This is a genomic window from Pseudomonas sp. Z5-35 (assembly GCF_051131945.1).
GTDB lineage: Bacteria > Pseudomonadota > Gammaproteobacteria > Pseudomonadales > Pseudomonadaceae > Aquipseudomonas > Aquipseudomonas marvdashtae.
In genome coordinates this window covers 1,695,117-1,717,961 of record NZ_CP071640.1, presented here as the reverse complement: position 1 = coordinate 1,717,961, position 22,845 = coordinate 1,695,117, and the positions used below count along the sequence as shown (strand labels likewise).

Genomic DNA, 22,845 nt, shown 5'->3' with positions numbered 1-22,845 from the left:
GAAAAAGTCCGGTTAAAGCCTTCTGGAGCAAGACTTTAGGCAAATTGACATTCGGATTTATCTCACTATAGTGGTGCGGGCCCTGCGTGGGGGGTCTGTCTGATGATTCCAAGCATTAATAGGAGGCCACATGGCTGACAAAAAAGCGCAGTTGATCATCGAGGGCGCAGCCCCCGTCGAGCTGCCCATTTTAACCGGCACCGTTGGTCCCGATGTAATCGACGTACGGGGCCTGACGGCCACGGGCCGTTTCACCTTTGACCCAGGTTTCATGTCGACCGCTTCGTGCGAGTCGAAAATCACCTACATCGACGGCGACAACGGCATCCTGCTGCACCGCGGCTACCCGATCGAGCAACTGGCTGAAAAATCGGACTACCTGGAAACCTGCTACCTGCTGCTCAACGGCGAGCTGCCAACCGCAGAGCAAAAGGCCCAGTTCGTCAGCACCGTGAAGAACCACACCATGGTTCACGAGCAGTTGAAGACCTTCTTCAACGGCTTCCGTCGCGATGCCCACCCGATGGCCGTCATGTGCGGCGTTGTCGGCGCCCTCTCGGCCTTCTACCACGACTCCCTGGACATCAATAACCCCCAGCATCGCGAAATCTCCGCGATCCGCCTGGTGGCGAAGATGCCGACCCTGGCGGCCATGGTCTACAAGTACTCCATGGGCCAGCCCATGATGTACCCGCGCAACGACCTGACCTATGCAGAGAACTTCCTGCATATGATGTTCAACACCCCGTGCGAGATCAAACCGATCAGCCCGGTGCTCGCCAAGGCCATGGACCGGATCTTCATCCTCCATGCCGACCACGAGCAGAACGCCTCCACGTCCACCGTACGCCTGGCCGGCTCGTCGGGTGCCAACCCGTTCGCCTGTATCGCCGCCGGTATCGCCGCGCTCTGGGGCCCCGCCCACGGCGGTGCGAACGAAGCGGTACTGACCATGCTCGATGAAATCGGCGATGTCTCGAACATCGACAAGTTCATCGCCAAGGCCAAGGACAAGAACGATCCGTTCAAGCTGATGGGCTTCGGTCACCGGGTCTACAAGAACCGCGACCCGCGCGCCACCGTCATGAAGCAGACCTGCGACGAAGTGCTCAAGGAACTGGGGATCAAGAACGATCCGCAACTCGAACTGGCCATGCGCCTGGAAGAGATCGCCCTGACCGACCCGTACTTCATCGAGCGCTCGCTGTACCCGAACGTCGACTTCTACTCGGGGATCATCCTCAAGGCGATCGGCATCCCGACCAGTATGTTCACCGTGATTTTCGCCCTGGCGCGGACCGTCGGCTGGATCTCCCACTGGAAGGAAATGCTCTCCAGCCCGTACAAGATCGGCCGCCCACGCCAGTTGTACACCGGCTACGAGTCGCGTGACATCACCAAGCTGGAAGATCGGCACTAAACCCCAGCCAGAAAAAACGGCCTCTTGATGAGGCCGTTTTTTTTTGCTGGGGTTTAGTTAGTTTCAAGCTGCAAGCTGCAAGCTTCAAGCTTCAAGCTTCAAGCTTCAAGCTTCAAGCTGCAGGCAAAGGCAAAGGCAAAGGCAAAGGCAAAAAAATACCCCTGCCTCTCAACAGGGGTATCTCTCTACATAACGCTGCTTCTAACTAGCAGCTTGCAGCTCAGAACTTGCCGCTGCTTCTTAATGATTTACCGCCCCACTCGCACCCAGCCCCGTCTGCGAACGCACGAATTGCGGGAAGAACAGCGCCCGCTCATTGGCGCCTTCAACCGACTTGTCGGTGATGGAGAAGAACCAGATACCCACAAACGCAATGGCCATCGAGAACAGCGCAGGGTATTCATACGGGAAGATCGCCTTCTCGTGACCCATGATCTGCACCCAAATGGTCGGACCGAGCACCATCAGGCCCACGGCACTGACCAGGCCCAGCCAGCCGCCGATCATGGCGCCACGGGTGGTCAGCTTCTTCCAGTACATCGAAAGCAGCAGCACCGGGAAGTTGCAGCTCGCCGCGATGGAGAACGCCAGGCCCACCATGAACGCGATGTTCTGCTTCTCGAACAGGATGCCCAGGCCGATCGCCAGCACCGCCAGACAGATGGTGGTGATTTTCGAGACGCGAATCTCATCCTTCTCGTTAGCCTTGCCTTTCTTGATCACGCTGGCATACAGGTCATGGGACACCGCCGAGGCACCGGCCAGGGTCAGGCCCGCTACCACCGCCAGGATGGTCGCGAACGCCACCGCCGAGATGAAGCCCAGGAAGATGCTGCCGCCAACCGCGTTGGACAGGTGCACCGCCGCCATGTTGTTACCGCCCAGCAAGGCACCTGCCGCGTCCTTGAAGGCCGGGTTGGTGCTGACCAACAGGATCGCGCCGAAGCCGATGATGAAGGTCAGGATGTAGAAGTAGCCGATGAAGCCAGTGGCGTACAGCACGCTCTTGCGCGCTTCCTTGGCGTCGCTCACGGTGAAGAAGCGCATCAGGATGTGTGGCAGGCCAGCAGTACCGAACATCAGCGCCAAGCCGAGGGAGAAGGCCGAGATCGGATCCTTCACCAAGCCGCCCGGACTCATGATCGCTTCACCCTTGGCGTGTACCTTGACAGCCTCGGAGAACAGCATGTTGAAGTCGAAGTTGACGTGCTTCATCACCATCAAGGCCATGAACGAAGCACCCGAAAGCAACAGCACCGCCTTGATGATCTGTACCCAAGTGGTCGCCAGCATGCCGCCGAACAACACATAGAGGCACATCAGGATGCCGACCAGGATCACCGCAACGTGATAGTCCAGGCCGAACAGCAGCTGGATCAGCTTGCCGGCACCGACCATTTGCGCGATCAGGTAGAACGCTACCACCACCAGCGAGCCGCAGGCGGACAGACTGCGGATCTGGGTTTGCCCGAGGCGATAGGACGCCACGTCGGCAAAGGTGTATTTACCCAGGTTGCGCAGGCGCTCGGCGATCAGGAACAGAATGATCGGCCAGCCCACCAGGAAGCCGATGGAGTAGATCAGGCCGTCATAACCGGACGTGAACACCAGCGCGGAAATACCCAGGAAGGACGCCGCCGACATGTAGTCGCCCGCGATTGCCAGGCCATTCTGGAAGCCGGTGATCTTGCCGCCGGCCGCATAGTAGTCGGCCGCCGAGTTGTTTTTCTTGGATGCCCAGTACGTGATGTACAGGGTCGCGCCGACGAAGGCCACGAACATCAAGATAGCCGCGACGTTGAGGGGCTGTTTCTGCACGGCCCCCGCCACGGCATCAGCCGCCCAGACGCCCGGTGCAAACGCTGCGATGCTCAATAGAGCCAGTAGACGCCGGATCATTGCTGAGCCTCCTTGAGAATCGCATTGTTCAGGTCGTCGAACTCGCCATTGGCACGTCGTACGTAAATACCGGTCAGGACGAAAGCCGAGAGAATCAGGCCAATCCCGATGGGGATACCCCAAGTAATCGTCGACTCGGGACTGATCTTCGCTCCCAGGATGTGAGGCCCGTAGGCAATCAGAAGAATGAAGCCGGAATACAAACCAAGCATGATCGCCGAGAGAATCCAGGCGAACTTCTCTCGCTTTTTCACCAGCTCCTTGAAGCGCGGGCTGTTTTGAATCGAGAGGTAAATGCTGTCGTTCATTGTTTTTATCCTCGCAGCACAAATTAAGTTGGAACGACGCTACTCTATGCGGCTCAAGGCCAGGTTCCAGACGACCTTAGTATTAGAACGACATGACTGCCTTGCCGGTTTCCAGCACATTCGCGCAGCCCGCCATAGGGGCACCGCAAGGATCAAATATTCCAGGCACAAAAAAGCCGCACGACGCGAGCCGTGCGGCCTTAGGAAATCACCCAACCAGGCGGGTTATTTGCCGGTCCACTCCTTCACGCGGTCCGGGTGCTTGGCGACCCAGTCCTTGGCGGCGGCGTCAGGCTTGGCACCTTCCTGGATCGCCAGCATCACTTCGCCGATTTCATCCTTCGAGGCCCATTGGAATTTTTTCAGGAACGCGACCACTTCCGGCGCCTTGGCTTCCAGGCCTTTGCTGCCGATGCTGTTTACCGTCTCAGCCGCGCCATAGACGCCCTTCGGGTCTTCCAGGAAGCGCAGTTTCCACTTGGCGAACATCCAGTGCGGAACCCAACCGGTGACCGCGATGGATTCGTTTTTCTTCTCGGCGCGGGTCAGCTCGGCAATCATGCCGGCACCGGAACTGGCCTTGAGTTGATAACCGGTCAGGTCGTAGTCCTTGATGGCCTGTTCGGTCTTGATCATCACACCTGAACCGGCGTCGATGCCGACGATGCGTTTCTTGAAGGAATCGTCGGTCTTGAGGTCTTCAAGCGACTTGGCCTTGACGTACTCCGGCACGATCAGGCCGATTTTAGCGTCCTTGAAGTTCGGGCCGTAGTCGACCACCTGATCCTTGTTCTTGGTCCAATAGTCGCCATGGGTCACTGGCAGCCAGGCCGAGAGCATCGCGTCGAGCTTGCCGGTGGCCACGCCTTGCCACATGATCCCGGTCGCCACGGCTTGCAGCTTCACGTCATAACCGAGCTTCTGCTTGATCACTTCGGCGGCCACGTGGGTGGTCGCGACGCTGTCGGACCAGCCGTCAACGTAGCCAATGCTCAGGGTTTTGGTTTCGGCGTTGGCCAGGGTGGAGCTGATCGCAAGTACCAGTGCGGCACCTGCGCCCAAGAGTCGTCGCATCTTCATCGTTACTTCCCCGAAAGTGCTGCGCCCGGCGGATGCCGAGCAGCGTCAACGTATTGTTATGGTGCACAGCGCCCCCATCACGCTCGCCTGCAAACCGGTTCGAATGCCAGTGGAGTACTGACAGGCTGATCATCAACCTGCGCCGATCTGGAACCTGCTCTGTCTGCGACGCTGAGGCAGCGAGAAACGACATCAGAAAGCCAGCAAGCCATTCCAGGCGTTTCAGCCCGCGAATTTCGATCAAATCTTGCATGTCTGAACCAAGCGAGCCGCCGAGTCACTAGCGGTCACCACGTCTCACCGTGTATCGTCCCGCTACTATCGCGCCCCGCCCGCGCTTGTTTTGCATCCGTCATGGCACTTGGCTTCGCTTCGGTGGTCATAGGCTGCGAACTTCATTCGGCACCTTCCTCTAAGGGATCCAGTCATGCTCCGTTCCTTGCGCTTCGCTGCCCTCGCCGGCGGCCTTATCTTGAGTGCGTCCGCGCTGGCGGTGGATGTCGACGCCGCCAGCTATGGCTACCCCTTGACCAACCCGTTCGAGGCGACCATTGCCACCACGCCGCCGGAGCTGCGCCCGGAGCTGCCGCTGAATGAGGACATCAACCAGTCGGACCAGAGCCTGACCCTGCGCCCGGAACGCGAATTCATCCTGCCGGACAACTTCTGGCCGGTGAAAAGCCTCACTTACCGCATGGCTACCCAGGACAAACCCGCGCCGCTGATCTTCCTGATCGCCGGCACCGGCGCACGGTACGACAGCACGCTCAACGAGTACCTCAAGCGCCTTTACTACAAGGCCGGTTATCACGTGGTGCAACTGTCGTCGCCAACCAGCTTCGACTTCATGAGCGCGGCCTCGCGATTCGCCACCCCGGGTATCACCAAGGAAGATGCCGAAGACATGTACCGGGTGATGCAGGCGGTGCGCGCGCAAAACCCGAAACTTCCCGTCACCGAGTACTACCTGACCGGCTATAGCCTGGGCGCCCTGGACGCGGCGTTTGTCGCGCATCTGGACGAAACCCGGCGCAGCTTCAACTTCAAGAAAGTCCTGTTGCTGAACCCGCCGGTGAACCTCTACACCTCGATCACCAACCTCGACAAACTGGTCCAGACCGAGGTCAAGGGCATCAGCAGCAGCACCACTTTCTATGAATTGGTGCTGAACAAGCTGACCCGCTACTTCCAGCAAAAAGGCTACATCGACCTCAACGATGCCCTGCTCTACGACTTCCAGCAGTCCAAGCAACACCTGAGTAACGAACAGATGGCGATGCTGATCGGCACCTCGTTCCGTTTCTCGGCGGCGGACATCGCGTTTACCTCGGACTTGATCAACCGTCGCGGCCTGATCATCCCGCCCAAGTTCCCGATCACTGAAAGCACCAGCCTGACGCCGTTCCTCAAGCGCGCGCTGCAATGCGATTTCGATTGCTACCTGACTGAGCAAGTGATTCCGATGTGGCGCGCGCGCACCGACGGCGGCAGCCTGCTGCAACTGGTCGATCAGGTCAGCCTCTACGCCCTGAAGGATTATCTGCAGGCCAGCCCGAAGATCGCGGTCATGCACAACGCCGACGATGTGATTCTCGGCCCAGGCGACTTGGGTTTCCTGCGCCAGACCTTTGGTGATCGCCTGACGGTTTACCCACTGGGCGGCCATTGCGGCAACCTTAACTATCGCGTCAACAGCGACGCCATGCTGGAGTTCTTCCGTGGCTAAATACCTTCTGCTTATTGCCGCATTAATGAGCGCTGGCATGGTCCACGCCGATAACAGCAAGGCCAACGCGCCCGTGGTGGTGGATTCGGATGGCTTCAAGGAACCGCTGTCCAAGCTCAAGTTCAACCCCGGCCTGGACCAGCGTGAATTCGAACGCTCGACGCTCAACGCCCTGAACGTCTACGACCCGCTGGAATCCTGGAACCGTCGCGTCTACCACTTCAACTACCGCTTCGACCAATGGGTCTTCCTGCCTGTCGTCGATGGCTACCGCTACGTCACGCCGAGCTTCGTGCGTACGGGGGTCAGCAACTTCTTCAATAACCTGGGGGACGTGCCGAACCTGATGAACAGCCTGCTGCAATTCAAGGGCAAGCGTTCGATGGAAACCACGGCGCGACTGTTGCTCAACACGACCGTCGGCATCGCCGGCCTGTGGGACCCGGCCACGGCCATGGGCCTGCCGCGCCAGAGCGAAGATTTCGGCCAGACCTTGGGCTACTACGGCGTGCCCGGCGGCGCGTACTTCGTGCTGCCGATCTTCGGCCCGTCGAACCTGCGCGATACCTCGGGCTTGCTGGTGGACTACACGGCCGAGTCGGCGATCAACTTCCTGAACGTCGCCGAGGTCAGTTCCAACCACCCGGAACTGCTGCTTTTGCGTGGCGTGGACAAGCGCTACCAGACCAGTTTCCGCTATGGCCAGCTGAACTCGCCGTTCGAGTACGAAAAAGTGCGCTACGTGTACACCGAATCGCGCAAGTTGCAGATCGCCGAGTAAACATCAGCCGACCGACCACCGTGGGAGCAGACTGGCTCCCCACGGTGGTTCTTGGGCGCCTGCTCTATTTCTTGAAGGTCTTCCAGACCTTGCTCACCGCCATCACCCCCGCCAGCACCACCGCACCCGCCACGATCCCGGCCACGGCATTGAGCAGCATCGGCACGATAAAACCGGCGCCGCCGGCACTGGCTGCCACGCCTTCGATCCAATGATGCACCGCCGGCACGCCATGGGTCAGGATGCCCCCGCCAACCAGGAACATCGCCGCCGTGCCGATCACCGACAGGCTCTTCATCATGTAGGGCGCTGCGCGCAGGATGGCCCCGCCGATGCTCTTGGCGGCCTGGCCCGGTTTCTGGGTCAGCCACAAGCCCAGGTCATCGAGCTTGACGATACCGGCCACCAGGCCATAGACGCCGACGGTCATGACAATGGCGATGCCTGACAGCACGATGATCTGCTGGGTCAGCGGCGCATCGGCGACAGTGCCTAGGGTGATGGCGATGATTTCCGCCGAGAGGATGAAGTCGGTACGCACCGCGCCCTTGATCTTGTCCTTTTCGAAGGCCACCAGATCCACCGCCGGATCGGCCACCGCCTCGACCAATTGCGCGTGCTCGGCCTGGTTTTCAGCCTTGCTGTGGAGGAACTTGTGGGCAAGCTTTTCGAACCCTTCGAAACACAGGTAGGCGCCGCCGACCATCAGCAACGGCGTCACCAGCCAGGGCACGAAAACACTGATGGCCAGCGCCGAGGGCACCAGGATCAGCTTGTTGATAAACGATCCCTTGGCCACCGCCCAGACCACCGGCAGCTCCCGCTCGGCCCGCACACCGGACACTTGCTGGGCATTGAGCGCCAGGTCATCACCGAGTACACCAGCGGTTTTCTTGGCCGCCATCTTGGTCATCAGCGCGACATCGTCGAGCACGGCGGCGATGTCGTCGATCAGTACCAGCAAACTGCTTCCAGCCATGAAGGGACTCCTTGAATAAATAATGCTGCGCAGCATAGCGCGAGCGGTGCTTGCATGGGCATTCTTGAGCGCCGCGCGAGCCCGGTGCTACCATGCGCCACCGCCAGAACCGGCAAGGAACCCCAGGGTTTATGAGCACTATCCGCGAGCGCAACAAAGAATTGATCCTGCGTGCCGCCAGCGAAGAGTTTGCCGACAAGGGCTTCGCCGCGACCAAAACCAGCGACATCGCGGCCAAGGCGGGCCTGCCCAAACCCAACGTCTACTATTACTTCAAATCCAAGGAAAACCTTTACCGCGAGGTATTGGAAAGCATCATCGAGCCGATCCTCCAGGCCTCCACGCCCTTCAACGCCGACGGCGAGCCGGGCGAGGTGCTGAGCCACTACATCCGCTCCAAGATCCGCATCTCCCGCGACCTGCCCTTCGCCTCGAAAGTCTTCGCCAGCGAAATCATGCACGGCGCCCCGCACCTGAGCGCCGACCTCGTTGAACAACTCAATGCCCAGGCCCGGCACAACATCGACTGCATCCAGACCTGGATCGACCGCGGCCAGATCGCCCCCATCGACCCCAACCACCTGATGTTCAGCATCTGGGCCGCCACCCAGACCTATGCCGACTTCGACTGGCAGATCAGCGCAGTAACGGGCAAAGCCAAGCTCGATGAAGCCGATTATGAAGCGGCGGCACAGACCATCATTCGGTTGGTGTTGAAGGGCTGCGCACCCGACTGATACCGGCGCGTCCAGCCACACCACCGAGAAGCAAATACGCCACGCGGCTGGCCTGGACGCTCAAGAAGGCCTAGAATTCCCGCATTGTTTATTCCCCAAGGTAGCCCGTAATGTCCTTCGCTGAGCAACTGACCCGCCTGCAAGTCTTCCTCGACGCCGATGAGCTGCACGAAGAGGCGCTGGATTACGTGGCCGCTCACGGCTATCTGACCGCTCTGTCCATCTGCGCAGAATCGGTGCCGGAGCGTGAATGGATCGATGCCCTGTTCGCCGAAGAGCCACATTACGCGGACGAAGCCCAGCGCGCCGAGATCGAAGCCACACTGGTTGGCCTCAAGGCCCACATCGCCCGTCAACTGGCGTCCGACGAAGAATTCGAACTGCCGTGCGAACTGGACCTGGGCGATGACCCGGACGATTCGGAACTGCGTGGCTGGTGCATCGGCTTCATGGAAGGCGTGTTCCTGCGCGAAGCCGCCTGGTTCGAAACCGCCGAAGAGGAAGTCAGCGAAATGCTCCTGCCGATCATGGTCGGTTCCGGCCTGTTCGACGAGCAACCGGAGTTCTCCGACATCGCCGCCGACGCGAACCTGATGGATGACATGATCGTCCAGATCCCCGAAGCCCTCACCGCCCTGTACCTGCTGTGCAACGCCCCGGACGAGAAACCGGCGATCCTCAAGCCGCGCCACCACTGAGTGACCGGGTGCCCTCGCCCGTCGGCAACCGCCCGCTGATCCTGCGTTACGCTCTACTGGCCATCGGCTGGTTGAGCGTGGTGCTGGGGGTCATCGGCATCTTCGTTCCCGTCCTCCCCACCACCCCCTTCCTGCTGCTGGCCGCCGCGTGCTTCGCCCGCAGTTCGCCGCGTTTCTATCAATGGCTGGTGGAACATCCCCGCCTCGGCCCGTGGATCAGCGACTACCTCAGCGGCAACGGCATCCCGCTCAAGGGCAAGGTCTACGCCATCGGCCTGATGTGGGCGAGCATCCTGTTGTCCTGTTATCTGGTGCCACTGCCGTGGGCGCGCGGGTTCATGCTGGCCAGCGCGGTGCTGGTGACGATTTATATCCTCAGGCAAAAGACGCTGCGCTGATGCTGAACGCAGCTTGAGTGTTTGTCGGTACATCCCCCAACCGCTCGTCCAAAAACCATCCGCACCTGTCAATCGCGCCCCCACGGAGCAAGGACCTGCGGAGCCCGCCCTGCAAATTTCAACCTACCTTCCGTCGATAACCTGGCCGCACCTGTAAGTTCTGACAGTTGCCGGCCTTCCCCGCCTGAAGTCTCATGATCCTGCACCGGAAGGTCTCACGCCCGTCATTTGCCAGGTAACCTTATGGACATCCCATCGTCCGTCTTGAACCACCCATTCGATCTCGTGCCTATCTACATTTTTGGGTGGGTAAGGCCAGTGCTACCGGAAGGTACCGCTTACGCCGGTATCCCTATAGCCCTTTATCATGAGGGATTGCAGTGCATGATCTACTCATGGACGCCTCTTCAAAGCGGCCCTCGAACCATGGCGGTGCTTGATCGAGTTGAGGTGTATGTCAACGACGTGCGGATCCCTGAAGCAGGTTTCACCGTCCAGCCGGAACAGGAAAATCAAGAGTACTTTTTATTCGACCTCCCCAAAGGGAGATTGAGGGACGGGGTGAACAAGCTGCACTACACGGTGCAGCGTCCCAGCGAAAATATCAGCAGCCCTTCCAGTAAAGTGAACGTGCTGTATCACCTGAAGGCACCGGGTGATCCTAGCGCAGACATGGTTCTCACAATCCCGCCAGAGGTGATTAAAACAGGGGTCGGCCCCGAGGAGGCTGCGCGGGGCGTGGAGTTTGGTTTTACCTATCCCTATCGGCGTAATTACGACCACATCAGCTTTTCTATAGGCCTCACGGACGAACTATTTGATGTACCGGATCTTCCGAGCCCAGTGGTGAAGATTCTGGGCACCGAAGAATTCCTACGGGCGGGGGACAATCCCAGGGCGGCGCTTCAATTCAGAGTGACTGACCAATTGGGTAACTCCAACCAGTCGTCAGAAGAATATATGGATATTCATGTCCGTCGTGTGCAACTGCCGGCACCCATCCCGCGGGAAATTCTCGGCGACTCGGACGACGATCCCAGCCTCATCGACCTCGAAAAGCTGGGCGACGACCTGTGGCTGATCATCTTGACCAGCGACCCGCATTTTATGCCGGGGGATACGATCGAGGCGATCTACGTCACGAAAGTCGCCGGCCAGCCGGATGTCACTTTCTCCGTGACAGGCACCGTAGAAACGGATCAGTTTGGACAGAAAATCCCCTGCATACTTGAGATTCCAAAGGATAAAGTCATCCCGAACAGCACCGTAGAAATGTCATATGAACTGTTGAGAGGCATTGAATTGCGGGGGACCTCGCGAACCGCACATGCGACTGTTATCGGGCAAGGCGGCCCGGGTGAAGTGCCAGTAATCCTCGGGGTTGAGGACGGCAACGGCATTGCTATTGTGCAAGGCGCAACCACGCTGTATCGGCAGGTAGTGGTTTACGGAAAAGCAGCTCCGTCAAGCACGGTAGGAATATACGATGGGTTCACACAGGTCGGCACTGCTCAGAGCGACGCGTCTGGTGCGTGGAGAGGTGTGACCGTCACGCTTGAAATAGGTGGCGTCCGCAATCTGGTTGCCCGTGAACGGCCAGGTGGAACAGATTCCAATACGTGGGTACTGACAATTGTCGAATCCTTCAATAGCACCTCGACATTCGAAAAAGATTACGACGGGTGGAACAAGGGCCCGGCTGCAAGTCACCCAGACGACTTGCTCAGGTACCAGGCCCCTGGAGAAGGCTGGGTACTGCACAACATGACCTATAGCCAGGCAAGCAACGGGATCATTCTGTTCAAGAGGCTTCAAATCAGAAAATTCATGGCCTATGAGTTTGCCATTCGAACTCGCCGAATCGTACACGAACAGGTTGTGCCAATCCTGTCCTTGGAAACTAGTACACAAGCAGAACTAACCCCGGCGACTCCAATCAGCAGTGCAGACTGGGTGGGGCTCGCCGGCAGACTCCCGGAAATTTCGGCTGATGAAGAGATCGCCTTCAGAATCCTCAGCCACGTCGCGACGGGAGGAGGAAACGATTATGAAATCTCCCACATCTGGGTTCGATCCGTTCTTCGACCGAGCATCCTGGTTGCCAGGGACCCAGGCGGCAATTCAATACCCAATGGCGACTCAACCTCCGGGGCCTTTGTCACCCTGAGCGGATTCGCGGTACCTGGCGTCCCGGTTCAGGTCATGGTGAATACCGTCGCTCTAGAGCCTGTCACCGCGAATCTAAATGGAGAGTGGTCAGTTCAAGTTCCTCGCGCCGAGGGCGGCTTCAAGGAATGCCGTGCCAAGCCAGGTTATTGGCTTAATGAAGATGTGTCTTCGATTGGATGGAGGATCAATTTTACAAACTGAACAGGGCGCGGTTGAGCGAAATACCTATCGCTTCAACCGCTCGTCCAAAAACCATCCGCACCTGTCAATCCTGACAGTAGCCAGGCCGATGCCGCAGAGGCTCAATCAGATCACACCCAAACTGCTTGAATCCAGAGCGTTGTCCTCGCAAGGAGCGTGGTCATGTCAAATATCTCGACTCCATTTTCTTCCGACATTTCATTGAACAACCAAGCAACGCCTCACGTCCCTTGCGAATCCGCCACGCTGCCCTGCCCGAGAGTGGAGGAAGCTCCAACGGATGTGCTCGACCTGTCCAGAGTGTTCGAAACCGTTCATGTGCTGATCGAGTATCCGCAGATGACCCGCAACGACGTTCTGATTGTTAGCTGGCAAGGGACCACCCCGTCGGGATGCACTCGCGGCCGGCTGACGGTCACGGACGTTGTCGAAGACCAACCAGTGCGTTTCACGGTAGGTGTCGAGTGTGTCATGCCCAACATGGGGCAGCGTGTCAGGGTGAGTTACGCCTTGTGGCGGTCGGCCGCGCGAGCATACGAATATTCGTCGACGCTCAGTTTGCTGGTGCATGAACTGGTAGCGTGACTCACGCCGACCTCTGTGGCTGCGAGTTGCTCGCGACAACGGCCCACCTGAAGCCGCGACACTTATTGTGGGACGCCTCGCAAGCACGTTAATGATCACCGCCCCGCCTGCCCAACCGCTCGTCCGAAACCGGCGCGCACCTGTCAAACCTGACAGTAGTCAGCCTTCCGGCCAAAGGATTAGATAAGCGAGTTCAAAGATCACAATCATTACTTGGCAGGAGAACAACATGGATATTCAATCTTCCGACTGGAACGAGTTGTTCGAACTGTTCCCCGTGTGGATTCCTGGCTGGAAACAATTCGAACCGGGAGACATTGCACACGGAGGTATACCCAAAAGTATTTATAACGATACCAAAAGCCTACTCTGCGTGGTCGATCCATGGACCGTACTTCAGCGCGACTCCAGAAAAATGGAGGAGTATGATCAAGTTGAGCTCTACGTCAATAACGGGAGAACCCCCGTAGCAACCCATACCGTCCTGAAGGATGAAGTAAACAACCGTATCGGATTGTATATTCCCCCCAAGTTGTTAATTAATGGGGTCAACGACTTGCACTACAATATCACCCGTGGCAGTCAGAATTTCGGGAAGTCAGAGGCGTTGCAGGTGCTCTATCACTCGCTGTCTCCCGGAGAGCCGCCGGAGACCAACATGGTTCTGGAACTGCCGCCCGAGATCCGCGCAAATGAGTCCATCACCGCCCAGCAGGCGGAAGCGGGGGTGAAGTTTGGTTTTAAATACACTTATCAGCGAAATCTTGACGAAATTGAATTCAATCTGGGTACCGTGACCCGCTTACACAACGTAACGGCACCCGCGCCTCCGTTGGTGGACACACTGTTCACTCAGACATTCAAAGAAGCAATGACGGGCCGCACTGCGGAGGCCGGGGTGCCCGTGCTGCCATTTTGGTACAGGGTGACAGACCGACTGGGCAATTCCAACGAATCGGTGCCCATACTTCTGAAGATCGACCTCGAGGGGGTGCCGCTATCGATTGATCCCTCAGATTACAGTCAATCTGCGTCAGATTATTTCATAGTGCGTGGGCGGCCACCCACAATGCCCCCCGATGACGCCACGGCAACGTATATGCGTACCGCTACGGGGGGAACTGCTCCTTACGTATACACGTCGTCCGATAACAACATCGCCATGGTTGACAGTGGCTCCGGCCTGGTGCGAGCGGCAGGGAATGGCGTGGCGCGTATCACAGCCACCGATGCAAACAAAAGCACAGTTTCCTACCAAATCACATTTTCAAACGTCAGGTGGGTCGAAAGAGTCGATGGGATGTGGTGGGACGCAAACTATTCCGCTGCCAGACCTGATCCGGAAGTTCACTTGGACATGACGCAGATGAAGAGATTCTGGGCGCTGTACTTTCCCTCGCACGGGCCTGTAGCCATCGCATTGGGTTGGCCTCCGGGTTGGTATTGGTCATCGACCAACGTGTGGACAGATGGTACGGCTTGGGCTGTCAACCTGGATTCGGACATCCCTGAGGAAAAAATATATCCAGGCAGTAACGTGTTTCCGGCAATAAAGAGGCTGTAGCTTCGAATGTAAGGTGCTGGACAAGTTCTAAACGGTTTTACGGTGAACATAACCGTCCCAAGTACACAAAACCCGGCACGTCGCCGGGCTTTGTCATTTCAGCTCACTTCACACCGTATCCACCTTCAACGAATGATCATTGAGCATCCCATTGATGATGGTCGCCGTGTCCGCGCCGCCGATCATCCCCCCCGAGCCCGGCGTGACGCCGTAGTGGCTGGCGAGGTTGACACCGGCCAGGTCGATGGTCTGGTTCGGCGTGGCGCCGGCGGTGCTGCCGACATCGATGCTGGTGATGACCGATGCGCCGGTGCCGGTGACGGTAAAGTGCAGGTAGTCGTCGAGGGACGCGGCGCTGCCGTTTTCGCCCAGTAGCAGTTGGGACAGGTCGAGTTTGTCCAGGCCTGGGGTGAAGTCGGTGATGACGTCGTGGCCGCTGTTGCCTGCCTGCCATTGGAAGGTGTCGGCGCCCCTGCCGCCGGTGAGGGTATTGTTGCCCAGGCCGCCGATCAGAATGTCATCACCGCCGCCGCCATTGAGCACGTCATGGCCGAGCCCCCCGTCGATGCGATTGCTCGCGCCGTTACCCGTGAGGGTGTCGTTGAAGTTCGAGCCGACGAGGCTTTCGATGCCGGCCAGGGTGTCGGTGCCTGCGCCGAGGGTGTCTTGTGCGGCAAGCAGGCCGAGGTTCACCGTGACACCCGCGCTGGCATGGGCGTAGCTGGCGGTGTCGTTGCCGCTGCCGCCGTCGAGCAGGTCATTGCCGCTGCCGCTGTAGAGCAAGTCGCCGCCCGCGCCGCCATTGAAGGTGTTGTTGCCGGTGCCCGCACTGAGAATGTCATTGCCATCGCCGGCGTTGAGCACGTTGTTGCCATTGCCGGCCAGCAGCACATCGTCCCCGCTTGTACCGGTGAGCGTATGGCCTGCCTGGTAGCTGATGCCGACCCCGCCACTGTCGCTGCCACCATGATTGTCGCTGGTGGTGTAGGTCCCGTGGTAATCCGGCGTGTGGTCCTGGGCGCCGGCGTAGTTGACGGTCATCGTCAGTTGGTAGTTTTCCGAGGCATTGGCGTTGCCATTGCCGGGGTTGGGGATGTTGGTGACGTGGATCTGGTAGTTGCCGTCCGCTGCCGCCGTGAACGAGGCGCCATCGTTGATCGCAATGAACGGCCCGCCGTTCAACGAGTATTCCATGGCGATGCGACCGGCCGTGAGGTTGTGATCCAGCGTTAACGTTTCGCCCTGCTTGAGGGCGACGTTGAGCCTGTCTTCATCGTTGGCGTTGTTGTTCGACACCGCCCCCAGCGCGCCGCTGACCACCAGCACCGCCGTCATGCTCGCGGCGTTGGCGACGAAGGCACTGCGGTTGAGGTTGATCGCCTGGGCATTGTTGCCGGTGAAACTGGCGGTGCCACTGGTGCCGGTGAAGTCCGCGCCCCTGGCAATCCAGCCGGTATTGAAGCCCGTGGGTGAAGCGGTGAGCGGATCGCCGTTGGCATCGCTGTCGTTCCCCAGCAAGCGTTCGCCGGGGATGACGATATTGCCCGACAGCACGTTGGTGATGACATTGTCCTCAACCGCCACCGGTGGGCTGTTGGGCACGACTTTGATCACCAGGTTGGAACTGGCCAGGTCGCCGTCGTTGTCGCTGATGGTGTAGCCGATGTGCTCGGTAATCAGCGTGCCGGTGGTGGTCTGCGAGGTGTAGCTGAACGCGCCGGTATCCAGATTGACCACCAGGGTACCGTCATGATCTGTGGCGATGCTCACCGTGTTGGTCGCGGTATTGAAGGTGCCGTGGTTGGCCCCACCGCTGACGATCAGTGAACCCTGGCCACCGTTGGCCTCCGGGTTGTAGCCATACGTTGTGCCGTCCACCACCAGGCTTTTGACAAACCCGCCGTCGGCGCCGAACGAGCCGCCCTCGCCCAGCAGGCTGCCGGTGACCGGCACGCCCTGCACGGTGCCGGAAAGCACCGAGTTGAGTTGGTTCAGGTCGGTGACCAGCACGGCGTCGGTATCGGTGTGGGTGCTGCCGTCATGGGCCAGCGGATCGAGGTGGACATCCCTGACGCCGCTGCCCAGGCCGATGGCGTAGTTCTTGATGCTGTTGGCGTCGAGGAAAGCCTTCCAAGCGGCTTCGTCCGCCGAGCCGATCTCGCCCAAGGTCGGCTTGCCGTCCGAGAAGAAATAGCCAACGTTCTGTGCGTCGGGCAGTTTGCCGGAGGTTGCGAACGCAGTCTGAGCCACCGCCACGGCCGCATCGTAATTGGTATCACCGTGCGCTTTGAGCGTCGAGATCAGCGTCTTGGCAGTTGCTACGTCGACCCACACGGAACTCTGGTCGGTGGCGCTGCCGCTGAAGGTCACGAGCTGGACTTTCACGTCGCCCATGTCGTCGTACTTATCGAGCAAAGCGTTTATCGCCTGTTTGGCCAAGTCCATTCGCGAGAGCCCCGACACGCCTGAGGGATCTTTCATGCTGCCGGACACATCAAGCACGATCAGCAGGTTCGAATCGATCTCCGTCGCCGTGACCGAACGTTCAGACGCGACCGCCTTGGGCACGTCATCGACGATGCTCACCACCAGGTTGCCGGTAGTGCTGTTGCCCAGGGAATCGGTGGCCTGATAGGTGAAGCTTTCGGTCAGCGCATTCGGGCCGTCGTTGACATGGGGCGAAGTCGCCGCCGGTGAAGTCAACGTGTAGGTGTAGGAGCCGTTGGGATTGAGCAGCAACTGGCCGTGGGCGCCGGTGGCGTCTCCCACCAGGGTAAATGTTACGGTGCCGGTCGCGCCGGTGACCGAACCGACCAAGGTGCCCGTGGCGGTTTCGCTGGTGGCACCCGGCTCGCTGCCCGTGGCGGTGCCAGGCGCGAGGTCCTGGCCGTCCTGTTTCAAGTCCAGGGCTTTTTCATGGACGGTGACGTCATGGTCGGTTTCGGCGACCAGACAGCTGTTGTGCACGTCGATGGTGATGGTCGTGGTGCTTTCGTCACCGTCGCCATCGCGCACGGTGTAGGTAAACACATCGGTGGCGCCCGGCGCGCCGACCGAGTCCGGGTTGCTGTGATAAACCGCATTGCCGTTGGCGTCCAGGGTCAGGTAGCCGTAGGTTCCGTTGATCTGCGTATTGAGGCCGCCAGTGACAGGCGTTGAAGTATCGTTGCCGGCACGTACGCCAAGCACCGCGCCACCGTCCGCGCCCAACACGTCGTTGTCCAGCACATTACCGCTGACCGTCCCGCCCTCCGCCACCGCAGCGGTATCACAATGAGCCTTGGGCACATCGTCGACGATGTTGATGACGATGGTGCTGGTGACGCTGTTGCCGAGTGAATCAGTGGCTTGGTAGGTAAAGCTTTCGCTCAGCACGTTCGGCCCGTCGTTGGCGGCGGGCGCTGTCGTTGCGGGCGAGGTCAGGGTGTAGGTGTAGGAACCGTCCGGGTTGAGCAGTAACTGACCATGGGCGCCGGTGGCATTGCCGATCAGCGCGAAGCTGACGGCGCCGACCGCACCGGTCACCGCATCCACGAGGCTGCCGTTGGCGGTTTCACTGCTGGCGTTCGGCGCGCTGCCAGTGACGGTGCCTGGGGCCAGGTCCTGGCCATCCTGGTTGAGGTCGAGCGCGCGTTCATGGACGCTGATCTCATGATCCGGCGCAGCGACGAGGCAGCTGTTGTGCACGTCGATGGTGATGGTCGTGGTGCTTTCATCGCCATCGGCGTCGCGCACGGTGTAGGTGAACACATCAGTGGCACCCGGTGCGCTGACGACGTTCGGGTTGCTGTGGTAAACGGCGTTGCCGTTGGCATCCAGGGTCAGGTAGCCATAGGCGCCGTTGATCTGGGTATTGAGGCCGCCGACGGCCGAGGTCGACGTATCGCCGCCCGCCCGTACGCCGATGACCGCACCGCTCGCCGCAGGACCATCGGCACCGCCCTCATCGTTGTTCAGCACATTGCCGCTGACCGTCCCGCCCTCCTCAACCGAGGCTGAATCGGCGTGGGCCTTGGGCAAGTCGTCGACGATGTTCACGTCCAGGTTGCCGTTCGCAGTGGTGCCGTTGTCATCGGTGACCACCACGGCAAATTGCTCGCCCAGGCTGTTGGCGCCATTCGCATTGGGATGCGCTTCGTTGTCGAGCAAGGTGTAGCTGTAGCTGACCACGCCGGTAACCGCGTTGAAGCCGGTGATGGTCAGTGTGTTGCCTAATGCGGTGGTGATCGATTGCGGGAAACCGGCGGTAACGCCACCACTGACCACGCTGATACCGCCGACGCTCACGGTTTGCACGCCGTCCAGCGCGGTCACGGTGAAGGTGCCGCTTTGGGTCAGCGCCGAAGCGTCGGGGCTGCTGCCGTCGTCGAGGTTTTTCTCTTGCAACGACAGCTCGCCGCCTTCGGTGTCGAGACCGGTGATGATCACTGGGTCGTCGTTGTTATGGACTTCAAGTACCAGGTTGGCGGTGCTGGTGTCACCGTCGGCGTCGGTCAGGGTGTAGGTGAAGGTTTCCGTGCCGTTGCCGCCACCGTGCAGCCCTTTGAAATCCGAGTCGGCGGCGTTGAGCGTGTAGGTATAGGAACCGTCGGCGTTGAGGACCAAGGTCCCGTAAGTACCGGTGAAGGTGCCGGGAGTAATCGGGCCGGACGCCACGTGATCGGCGCCTTCGGTATCGTTGGTCAGCACGCTGCCGGTCAGGGTCAGGTTGCTTTCCGAGGCGGTACCGGCGTTGCTGTCATCCACGGCCTTGGGCAGATCGTCGACGATGTTCACGTCCAGGTTGCCGTTCGCGGTAGTGCCGTTGTCATCGGTGACCACTACGGCAAATTGCTCGCCCAGGCTGTTGGCGCCATTCGCATTGGGATGCGCTTCGTTGTCGAGCAAGGTGTAGCTGTAGCTGACCACGCCGGTGATCGCGTTGAAGCCGGTGATGGTCAGCGTGTTGCCCAACGCGGTGGTGATCGATTGTGGGAAGCCGGCGGCGACGCCACCGCTGACCACGCTGATACCGCCGACGCTCAGGGTTTGCACGCCGTCCAGCGCGGTCACGGTGAAGGTGCCGCTTTGGGTCAGCGCCGAAGCGTCGGGGCTGCTGCCGTCGTCGAGGTTTTTCTCTTGCACCGTCAGCTCGCCGCCTTCGGTGTCGAGGCCGGCGATAACCACCGGGTCGTCGTTGTTATGGACTTGAAGTACCAGGTTCGCGGTGCTGGTATCACCGTCGGCGTCGGTCAGGGTGTAGGTGAAGGTCTCCGTGCCGCTGCCGCCACCGTGCAACGCGACGAATTGCGGGTCGCTGGTGTTCAGCGTGTAGGTATACGTGCCGTTGGGGTTGAGGACCAACGTCCCGTAGGTGCCGGTGAAGGTGCCGCCGATGATCGGGCCGCTGTCGGGTCCGGTGGGAATGCGATCAGCGCCCTGATGATCATTGGGCAAGACGTTGCCGGTCAGGCTGACGAGGGTTTGCGACGCGGTGCTGGCGTGGCTGTCGTCGATCGCCTGGGGCACGTCGTCGGTGATGTTGACGTCCAGGGTGCCGTTGGCCGTGTCACCGTCGGTATCGACCGCCACCACCGGAAATTGCTCACTGATGCTGTTGGCACCGTCGCCCGTCGGATGGGTTTCATTGTCGGTCAGGGTGTAGCTGTAGCTGACCACGCCAGTGGCCGGGTTATAGCCGGTGATGGTCAGCGTATTGCCCAGTGCCGAGGTGATGGATTGCGGGAAACCCGTGGGCACGCCACCGGCAATCACGCTGATGCCGCCAATGCTCAGGCTGCTCAGGCCGTCGGGGGCCGAGAGGGTGAACGTACCGTTTTGCACCAAGGCGCCTGGGTTACTCGCCGTGCCGTCGGCGAGGCTGGCCTCGTGGGCGGTCAGTTCACCGCCATCGACGGTCAGGCCGTCGAGGGTGACGGGATTATCCGGCGTCTCGGGCGTTACCGGCGGCACGGCGGCGTCATCGCCGTCGCCATCCGGGTCAGCGGCCAACTCCAGCTGAGGAAACTCCGGTATCCCGTTGAAGCCGGCGGTTGGAAAGCCGATGAGCGGATCAACCTCCCCGGCGACTTCTTCCAGCAATACAAAGCTGTGCCCGCCGCCTACCCCGCCCGGGTTGCCGCCCTCGGCGCCCGCAGCCGTGGCCTCGCCCGTCTGGGTCGGGTCGGCACCGGCGACGATGGCTTGCTGCAGCTGTTGTACATCGGTCAGTTGCGCATCGGTCGGCGCCGCGCTGTCAGGCGTGTCGACATGAGGCGCCTGGTTGGCGAGCAACTGCGGGGTCAGGCTCAGGTTGCTCTCGCGGCCCAGGGTCAATTCCTGGCCGTTCTGCAACTGCACTGCCACTGCGCCTTCGGCCCCGGTGATCAGATGCTCGCCGGCATACAGCCGATCGCCTTCGACCAGGGGGCGCCGCAGCCCACCGGCAGCCTCCGCGAAAACCTGCCCTACCACCTTGCTGACGGTACCGATGAGCGCTGCCATGTGCATTCCCTCCTGCCGACCGCAGTCAGCACCTGTCTGGGTGAAGAAGCGTGCTCAGGTCACCGTCAGAATCTGGAAAATCTGCCAGCTTTCGCGAACGTCCGAAGCGCTAGCCTTTCGCCATAATGACAAAAAACCGTCGCTTAAACCGCCTCTCCGCTCAACCTTTTTGCACGTCTTCACATCGTTTCAAAATTTGCCATGGAACTTTTTATTGACGCCTAAAAGCCGTCGCAACCCTTATTTTTCGCGGCTTTCGATTTGAACAATGTGCTGGATTTCTCAGAGCACATAAGTTTTTTTCGGAATAAAGCTTATGAGAAATCCTTCTTAGGTTTTCCTCAGGATGTTCTTAGCTGTGTTGTTACAAGGTTGAAACGGTTTTGATCTTTTAAACGTCAATATTCTGGCGACAACGAAGCACAACAGCCCTCAGGAGATGCTCCCCATGCGCGTTCTTACTCCCCTCTACAGCGCGGTTTTACTGGCCATGGCCTGCTCTTCTCAGGTGCAGGCCATGTCCGTGACCGAAGCGATCCAGAGCACCATTGCGACCCACCCCGAACTGGCGCAACGGGTGGACAGCCGTTTGTCGGCCAATGAAGACGTCAAGGTCGCCAGGGGGGGCTTTTTCCCATCGTTGGATCTGAACGCCGGTTATGGCCGCGGCTACAGCGATAACACCAATACCCGGGCATTGGGCAACCACCACACCAACATCCTTACCTACACCCAGTCGGAGCTGCGCCTGCGGCAGATGATTTTTGACGGGTTCAACACCGCCAATGAAGTGGAGCGCACCAAAGGCGTGGTCAATTCCCGAGCCTATTACGCCCAGGGCACTGCCCAGGACCTGGCCCTGCGCACCATCGAGGTGTATCTGGAAGTGCTCAAGCGTCGCGAACTGGTGACCCTGGCCAAGAACAATCTGCAAGCGCACCTGCGGGTCAACGATCAGATCGGCCTACGCACCGAGCGGGGCGTGGGCAGCACCGCCGACTCCGACCAGTCCAATGCCCGTCGCGCCCTGGCGGAAAATAACTACGACACTGCCCAAGTCGACCTCGCCGACGCCGAGGCGAACTTCTACAGCGTGGTCGGGCGCATGCCTGACGAGTTGGAAGCGCCGCCCTCGACCAAAGGCGAAATACCCGCCGACCTGCGCGAAGCCCAGCAAAGCATGGTCGACAACAATCCCTACCTGAAATCGGCCCAGGCCGACGTGCAGTCCGCCGAGAGCCAATACGAAGTGGCGAAGTCGCCGTTCTACCCGCGCTTCGACGCCGAAGCGGCCGTGGGCGCCAACAACAACCTCGGCGGCGAAGAAGGCCATGACAACAACTGGCGGCTCGGCGTGGTGATGAACTACAACCTGTTCCGCGGCGGCAGCGACAAGGCGCGGCTGGCCTCGAACGCCCATCAGATCAACCAGGCCATGGACATTCGCAACAACGCCCTGCGCCAGCTCAATGAAGACACGCGCCTGGCCTGGAACGCGATGCTCAACGCCCGCAAGCAGACCCCGACGGCCCGCGAGTACGCCGACACCACCGCTCGCGTGCGCGCCGCCTACCAAGACCAGTTCGGCCTTGGCCAGCGGACCCTGCTCGACTTGCTCGACAGCGAAAACGAGCTGTACAACGCCAACCGTCGCTACACCGAGGTGCGCTACACCGAGGAATACTCGATGTACCGGGTGCTGGCGAACATGGGCCTGTTATTGCAAAAACAACGGATCGTCCTGCCAGCCGACGCGGTCGCGCAGACCGAAATCAAGAACCAGGCACGGTTGCCGGAACTGAAGTAATCCAGTGGGA

15 protein-coding genes are annotated in these 22,845 nt (G+C 59.9%); 10 read left to right on the top strand and 5 right to left on the bottom strand.

Features of this window, described 5'->3' with window-relative positions; all coding sequences use genetic code 11:
* The first annotated feature begins 130 nt into the window (after nucleotides 1-130).
* The gene (gene gltA, locus J3P95_RS08100) at nucleotides 131-1,420 is read left to right on the top strand and encodes a citrate synthase (protein ID WP_186611589.1); all 1,290 of its coding nucleotides are present in this window, start codon (nucleotides 131-133) and stop codon (nucleotides 1,418-1,420) included.
* A gap of 240 nt (nucleotides 1,421-1,660) precedes the next feature.
* Here the strand turns inward: gltA and J3P95_RS08095 are convergent, their stop codons facing one another.
* The 3 genes from J3P95_RS08095 to J3P95_RS08085 all read right to left on the bottom strand — a co-directional run bounded on the left by J3P95_RS08095 (nucleotide 1,661) and on the right by J3P95_RS08085 (nucleotide 4,707).
* Complete coding sequence (locus tag J3P95_RS08095) at nucleotides 1,661-3,319, bottom strand: cation acetate symporter (RefSeq protein ID WP_434577910.1); 1,659 nt, start codon at nucleotides 3,317-3,319, stop codon at nucleotides 1,661-1,663.
* Nucleotides 3,316-3,627: a DUF485 domain-containing protein gene (locus tag J3P95_RS08090; RefSeq protein ID WP_434561983.1), complete on the bottom strand. Its 312-nt coding sequence runs from the start codon at nucleotides 3,625-3,627 to the stop codon at nucleotides 3,316-3,318. The genes J3P95_RS08095 and J3P95_RS08090 overlap by 4 nt, the downstream gene beginning before the upstream one ends.
* A 225-nt stretch (nucleotides 3,628-3,852) precedes the next feature.
* On the bottom strand, nucleotides 3,853-4,707 hold the full coding sequence (locus J3P95_RS08085; RefSeq protein ID WP_434561982.1) for a glycine betaine ABC transporter substrate-binding protein: 855 nt from the start codon (nucleotides 4,705-4,707) through the stop codon (nucleotides 3,853-3,855).
* A 427-nt stretch (nucleotides 4,708-5,134) separates the two neighbouring features.
* On the opposite strand from J3P95_RS08085, the gene J3P95_RS08080 reads away from it, so the two are divergent.
* Together J3P95_RS08080 and J3P95_RS08075 are read left to right on the top strand one after the other, a co-directional pair.
* Entirely contained in the window at nucleotides 5,135-6,433 is a 1,299-nt protein-coding gene (locus J3P95_RS08080; protein ID WP_434577913.1) for a serine/threonine protein kinase, read from the top strand.
* A complete protein-coding gene (locus tag J3P95_RS08075) occupies nucleotides 6,426-7,214 on the top strand; it encodes an MlaA family lipoprotein (RefSeq protein WP_186636176.1) in 789 nt (262 codons plus the stop codon). The genes J3P95_RS08080 and J3P95_RS08075 overlap by 8 nt, the downstream gene beginning before the upstream one ends.
* Nucleotides 7,215-7,278: 64 nt before the next feature.
* Here J3P95_RS08075 and J3P95_RS08070 read toward each other — a convergent pair whose 3' ends face one another.
* Nucleotides 7,279-8,193 carry a DUF808 domain-containing protein gene (locus J3P95_RS08070; RefSeq protein WP_434561978.1) on the bottom strand — a complete coding sequence of 305 codons (915 nt, stop codon included), beginning with the start codon at nucleotides 8,191-8,193 and terminating at the stop codon, nucleotides 7,279-7,281.
* A 131-nt stretch (nucleotides 8,194-8,324) separates the two neighbouring features.
* On the opposite strand from J3P95_RS08070, the gene J3P95_RS08065 reads away from it, so the two are divergent.
* The 6 genes from J3P95_RS08065 (at nucleotide 8,325) to J3P95_RS08040 (ending at nucleotide 14,545) form a co-directional block, all read left to right on the top strand.
* Nucleotides 8,325-8,930 (top strand): TetR/AcrR family transcriptional regulator, encoded by a 606-nt coding sequence (locus J3P95_RS08065; RefSeq protein WP_186636170.1) that lies wholly within the window; start codon nucleotides 8,325-8,327, stop codon nucleotides 8,928-8,930.
* Between the two features lie 110 nt (nucleotides 8,931-9,040).
* Nucleotides 9,041-9,628, top strand: a complete 588-nt coding sequence (locus J3P95_RS08060) for a UPF0149 family protein (protein WP_434561976.1) — start codon at nucleotides 9,041-9,043, stop codon at nucleotides 9,626-9,628.
* A gap of 8 nt (nucleotides 9,629-9,636) precedes the next feature.
* On the top strand, nucleotides 9,637-10,026 hold the full coding sequence (locus tag J3P95_RS08055; RefSeq protein ID WP_434561974.1) for a YbaN family protein: 390 nt from the start codon (nucleotides 9,637-9,639) through the stop codon (nucleotides 10,024-10,026).
* 384 nt (nucleotides 10,027-10,410) lie between these two features.
* The gene (locus J3P95_RS08050; protein WP_434626469.1) at nucleotides 10,411-12,396 is read left to right on the top strand and encodes a hypothetical protein; all 1,986 of its coding nucleotides are present in this window, start codon (nucleotides 10,411-10,413) and stop codon (nucleotides 12,394-12,396) included.
* Nucleotides 12,397-12,558: 162 nt separating this feature from the next.
* Entirely contained in the window at nucleotides 12,559-12,981 is a 423-nt protein-coding gene (locus tag J3P95_RS08045; protein ID WP_434561970.1) for a hypothetical protein, read from the top strand.
* Nucleotides 12,982-13,210: 229 nt separating this feature from the next.
* Nucleotides 13,211-14,545, top strand: coding sequence for an Ig-like domain-containing protein (locus J3P95_RS08040; protein ID WP_434577918.1), 1,335 nt, complete (start codon nucleotides 13,211-13,213; stop codon nucleotides 14,543-14,545).
* A gap of 108 nt (nucleotides 14,546-14,653) precedes the next feature.
* On the opposite strand, the gene J3P95_RS08035 is transcribed toward J3P95_RS08040, so the two are convergent.
* On the bottom strand, nucleotides 14,654-21,028 hold the full coding sequence (locus J3P95_RS08035) for a retention module-containing protein (RefSeq protein WP_434577920.1): 6,375 nt from the start codon (nucleotides 21,026-21,028) through the stop codon (nucleotides 14,654-14,656).
* 448 nt (nucleotides 21,029-21,476) lie between these two features.
* On the opposite strand from J3P95_RS08035, the gene J3P95_RS08030 reads away from it, so the two are divergent.
* The gene (locus J3P95_RS08030; protein ID WP_434577921.1) at nucleotides 21,477-22,835 is read left to right on the top strand and encodes a TolC family outer membrane protein; all 1,359 of its coding nucleotides are present in this window, start codon (nucleotides 21,477-21,479) and stop codon (nucleotides 22,833-22,835) included.
* Nucleotides 22,836-22,845 lie beyond the last annotated feature (10 nt).

Bases quoted from the DNA above. Each gene is read 5' to 3' on its own strand.
- J3P95_RS08085 (WP_434561982.1), bottom strand. From the start codon at position 4,707: ATGAAGATGCGACGACTCTTGGGCGCAGGTGCCGCACTGGTACTTGCG.
- J3P95_RS08090 (WP_434561983.1), bottom strand. From the start codon at position 3,627: ATGAACGACAGCATTTACCTCTCGATTCAAAACAGCCCGCGCTTCAAG.
- J3P95_RS08035 (WP_434577920.1), bottom strand. From the start codon at position 21,028: ATGGCAGCGCTCATCGGTACCGTCAGCAAGGTGGTAGGGCAGGTTTTC.
- J3P95_RS08070 (WP_434561978.1), bottom strand. From the start codon at position 8,193: ATGGCTGGAAGCAGTTTGCTGGTACTGATCGACGACATCGCCGCCGTG.
- J3P95_RS08030 (WP_434577921.1), top strand. From the start codon at position 21,477: ATGCGCGTTCTTACTCCCCTCTACAGCGCGGTTTTACTGGCCATGGCC.
- J3P95_RS08095 (WP_434577910.1), bottom strand. From the start codon at position 3,319: ATGATCCGGCGTCTACTGGCTCTATTGAGCATCGCAGCGTTTGCACCG.
- J3P95_RS08080 (WP_434577913.1), top strand. From the start codon at position 5,135: ATGCTCCGTTCCTTGCGCTTCGCTGCCCTCGCCGGCGGCCTTATCTTG.
- J3P95_RS08050 (WP_434626469.1), top strand. From the start codon at position 10,411: ATGATCTACTCATGGACGCCTCTTCAAAGCGGCCCTCGAACCATGGCG.
- J3P95_RS08045 (WP_434561970.1), top strand. From the start codon at position 12,559: ATGTCAAATATCTCGACTCCATTTTCTTCCGACATTTCATTGAACAAC.
- J3P95_RS08065 (WP_186636170.1), top strand. From the start codon at position 8,325: ATGAGCACTATCCGCGAGCGCAACAAAGAATTGATCCTGCGTGCCGCC.
- J3P95_RS08040 (WP_434577918.1), top strand. From the start codon at position 13,211: ATGGATATTCAATCTTCCGACTGGAACGAGTTGTTCGAACTGTTCCCC.
- J3P95_RS08060 (WP_434561976.1), top strand. From the start codon at position 9,041: ATGTCCTTCGCTGAGCAACTGACCCGCCTGCAAGTCTTCCTCGACGCC.
- gltA (WP_186611589.1), top strand. From the start codon at position 131: ATGGCTGACAAAAAAGCGCAGTTGATCATCGAGGGCGCAGCCCCCGTC.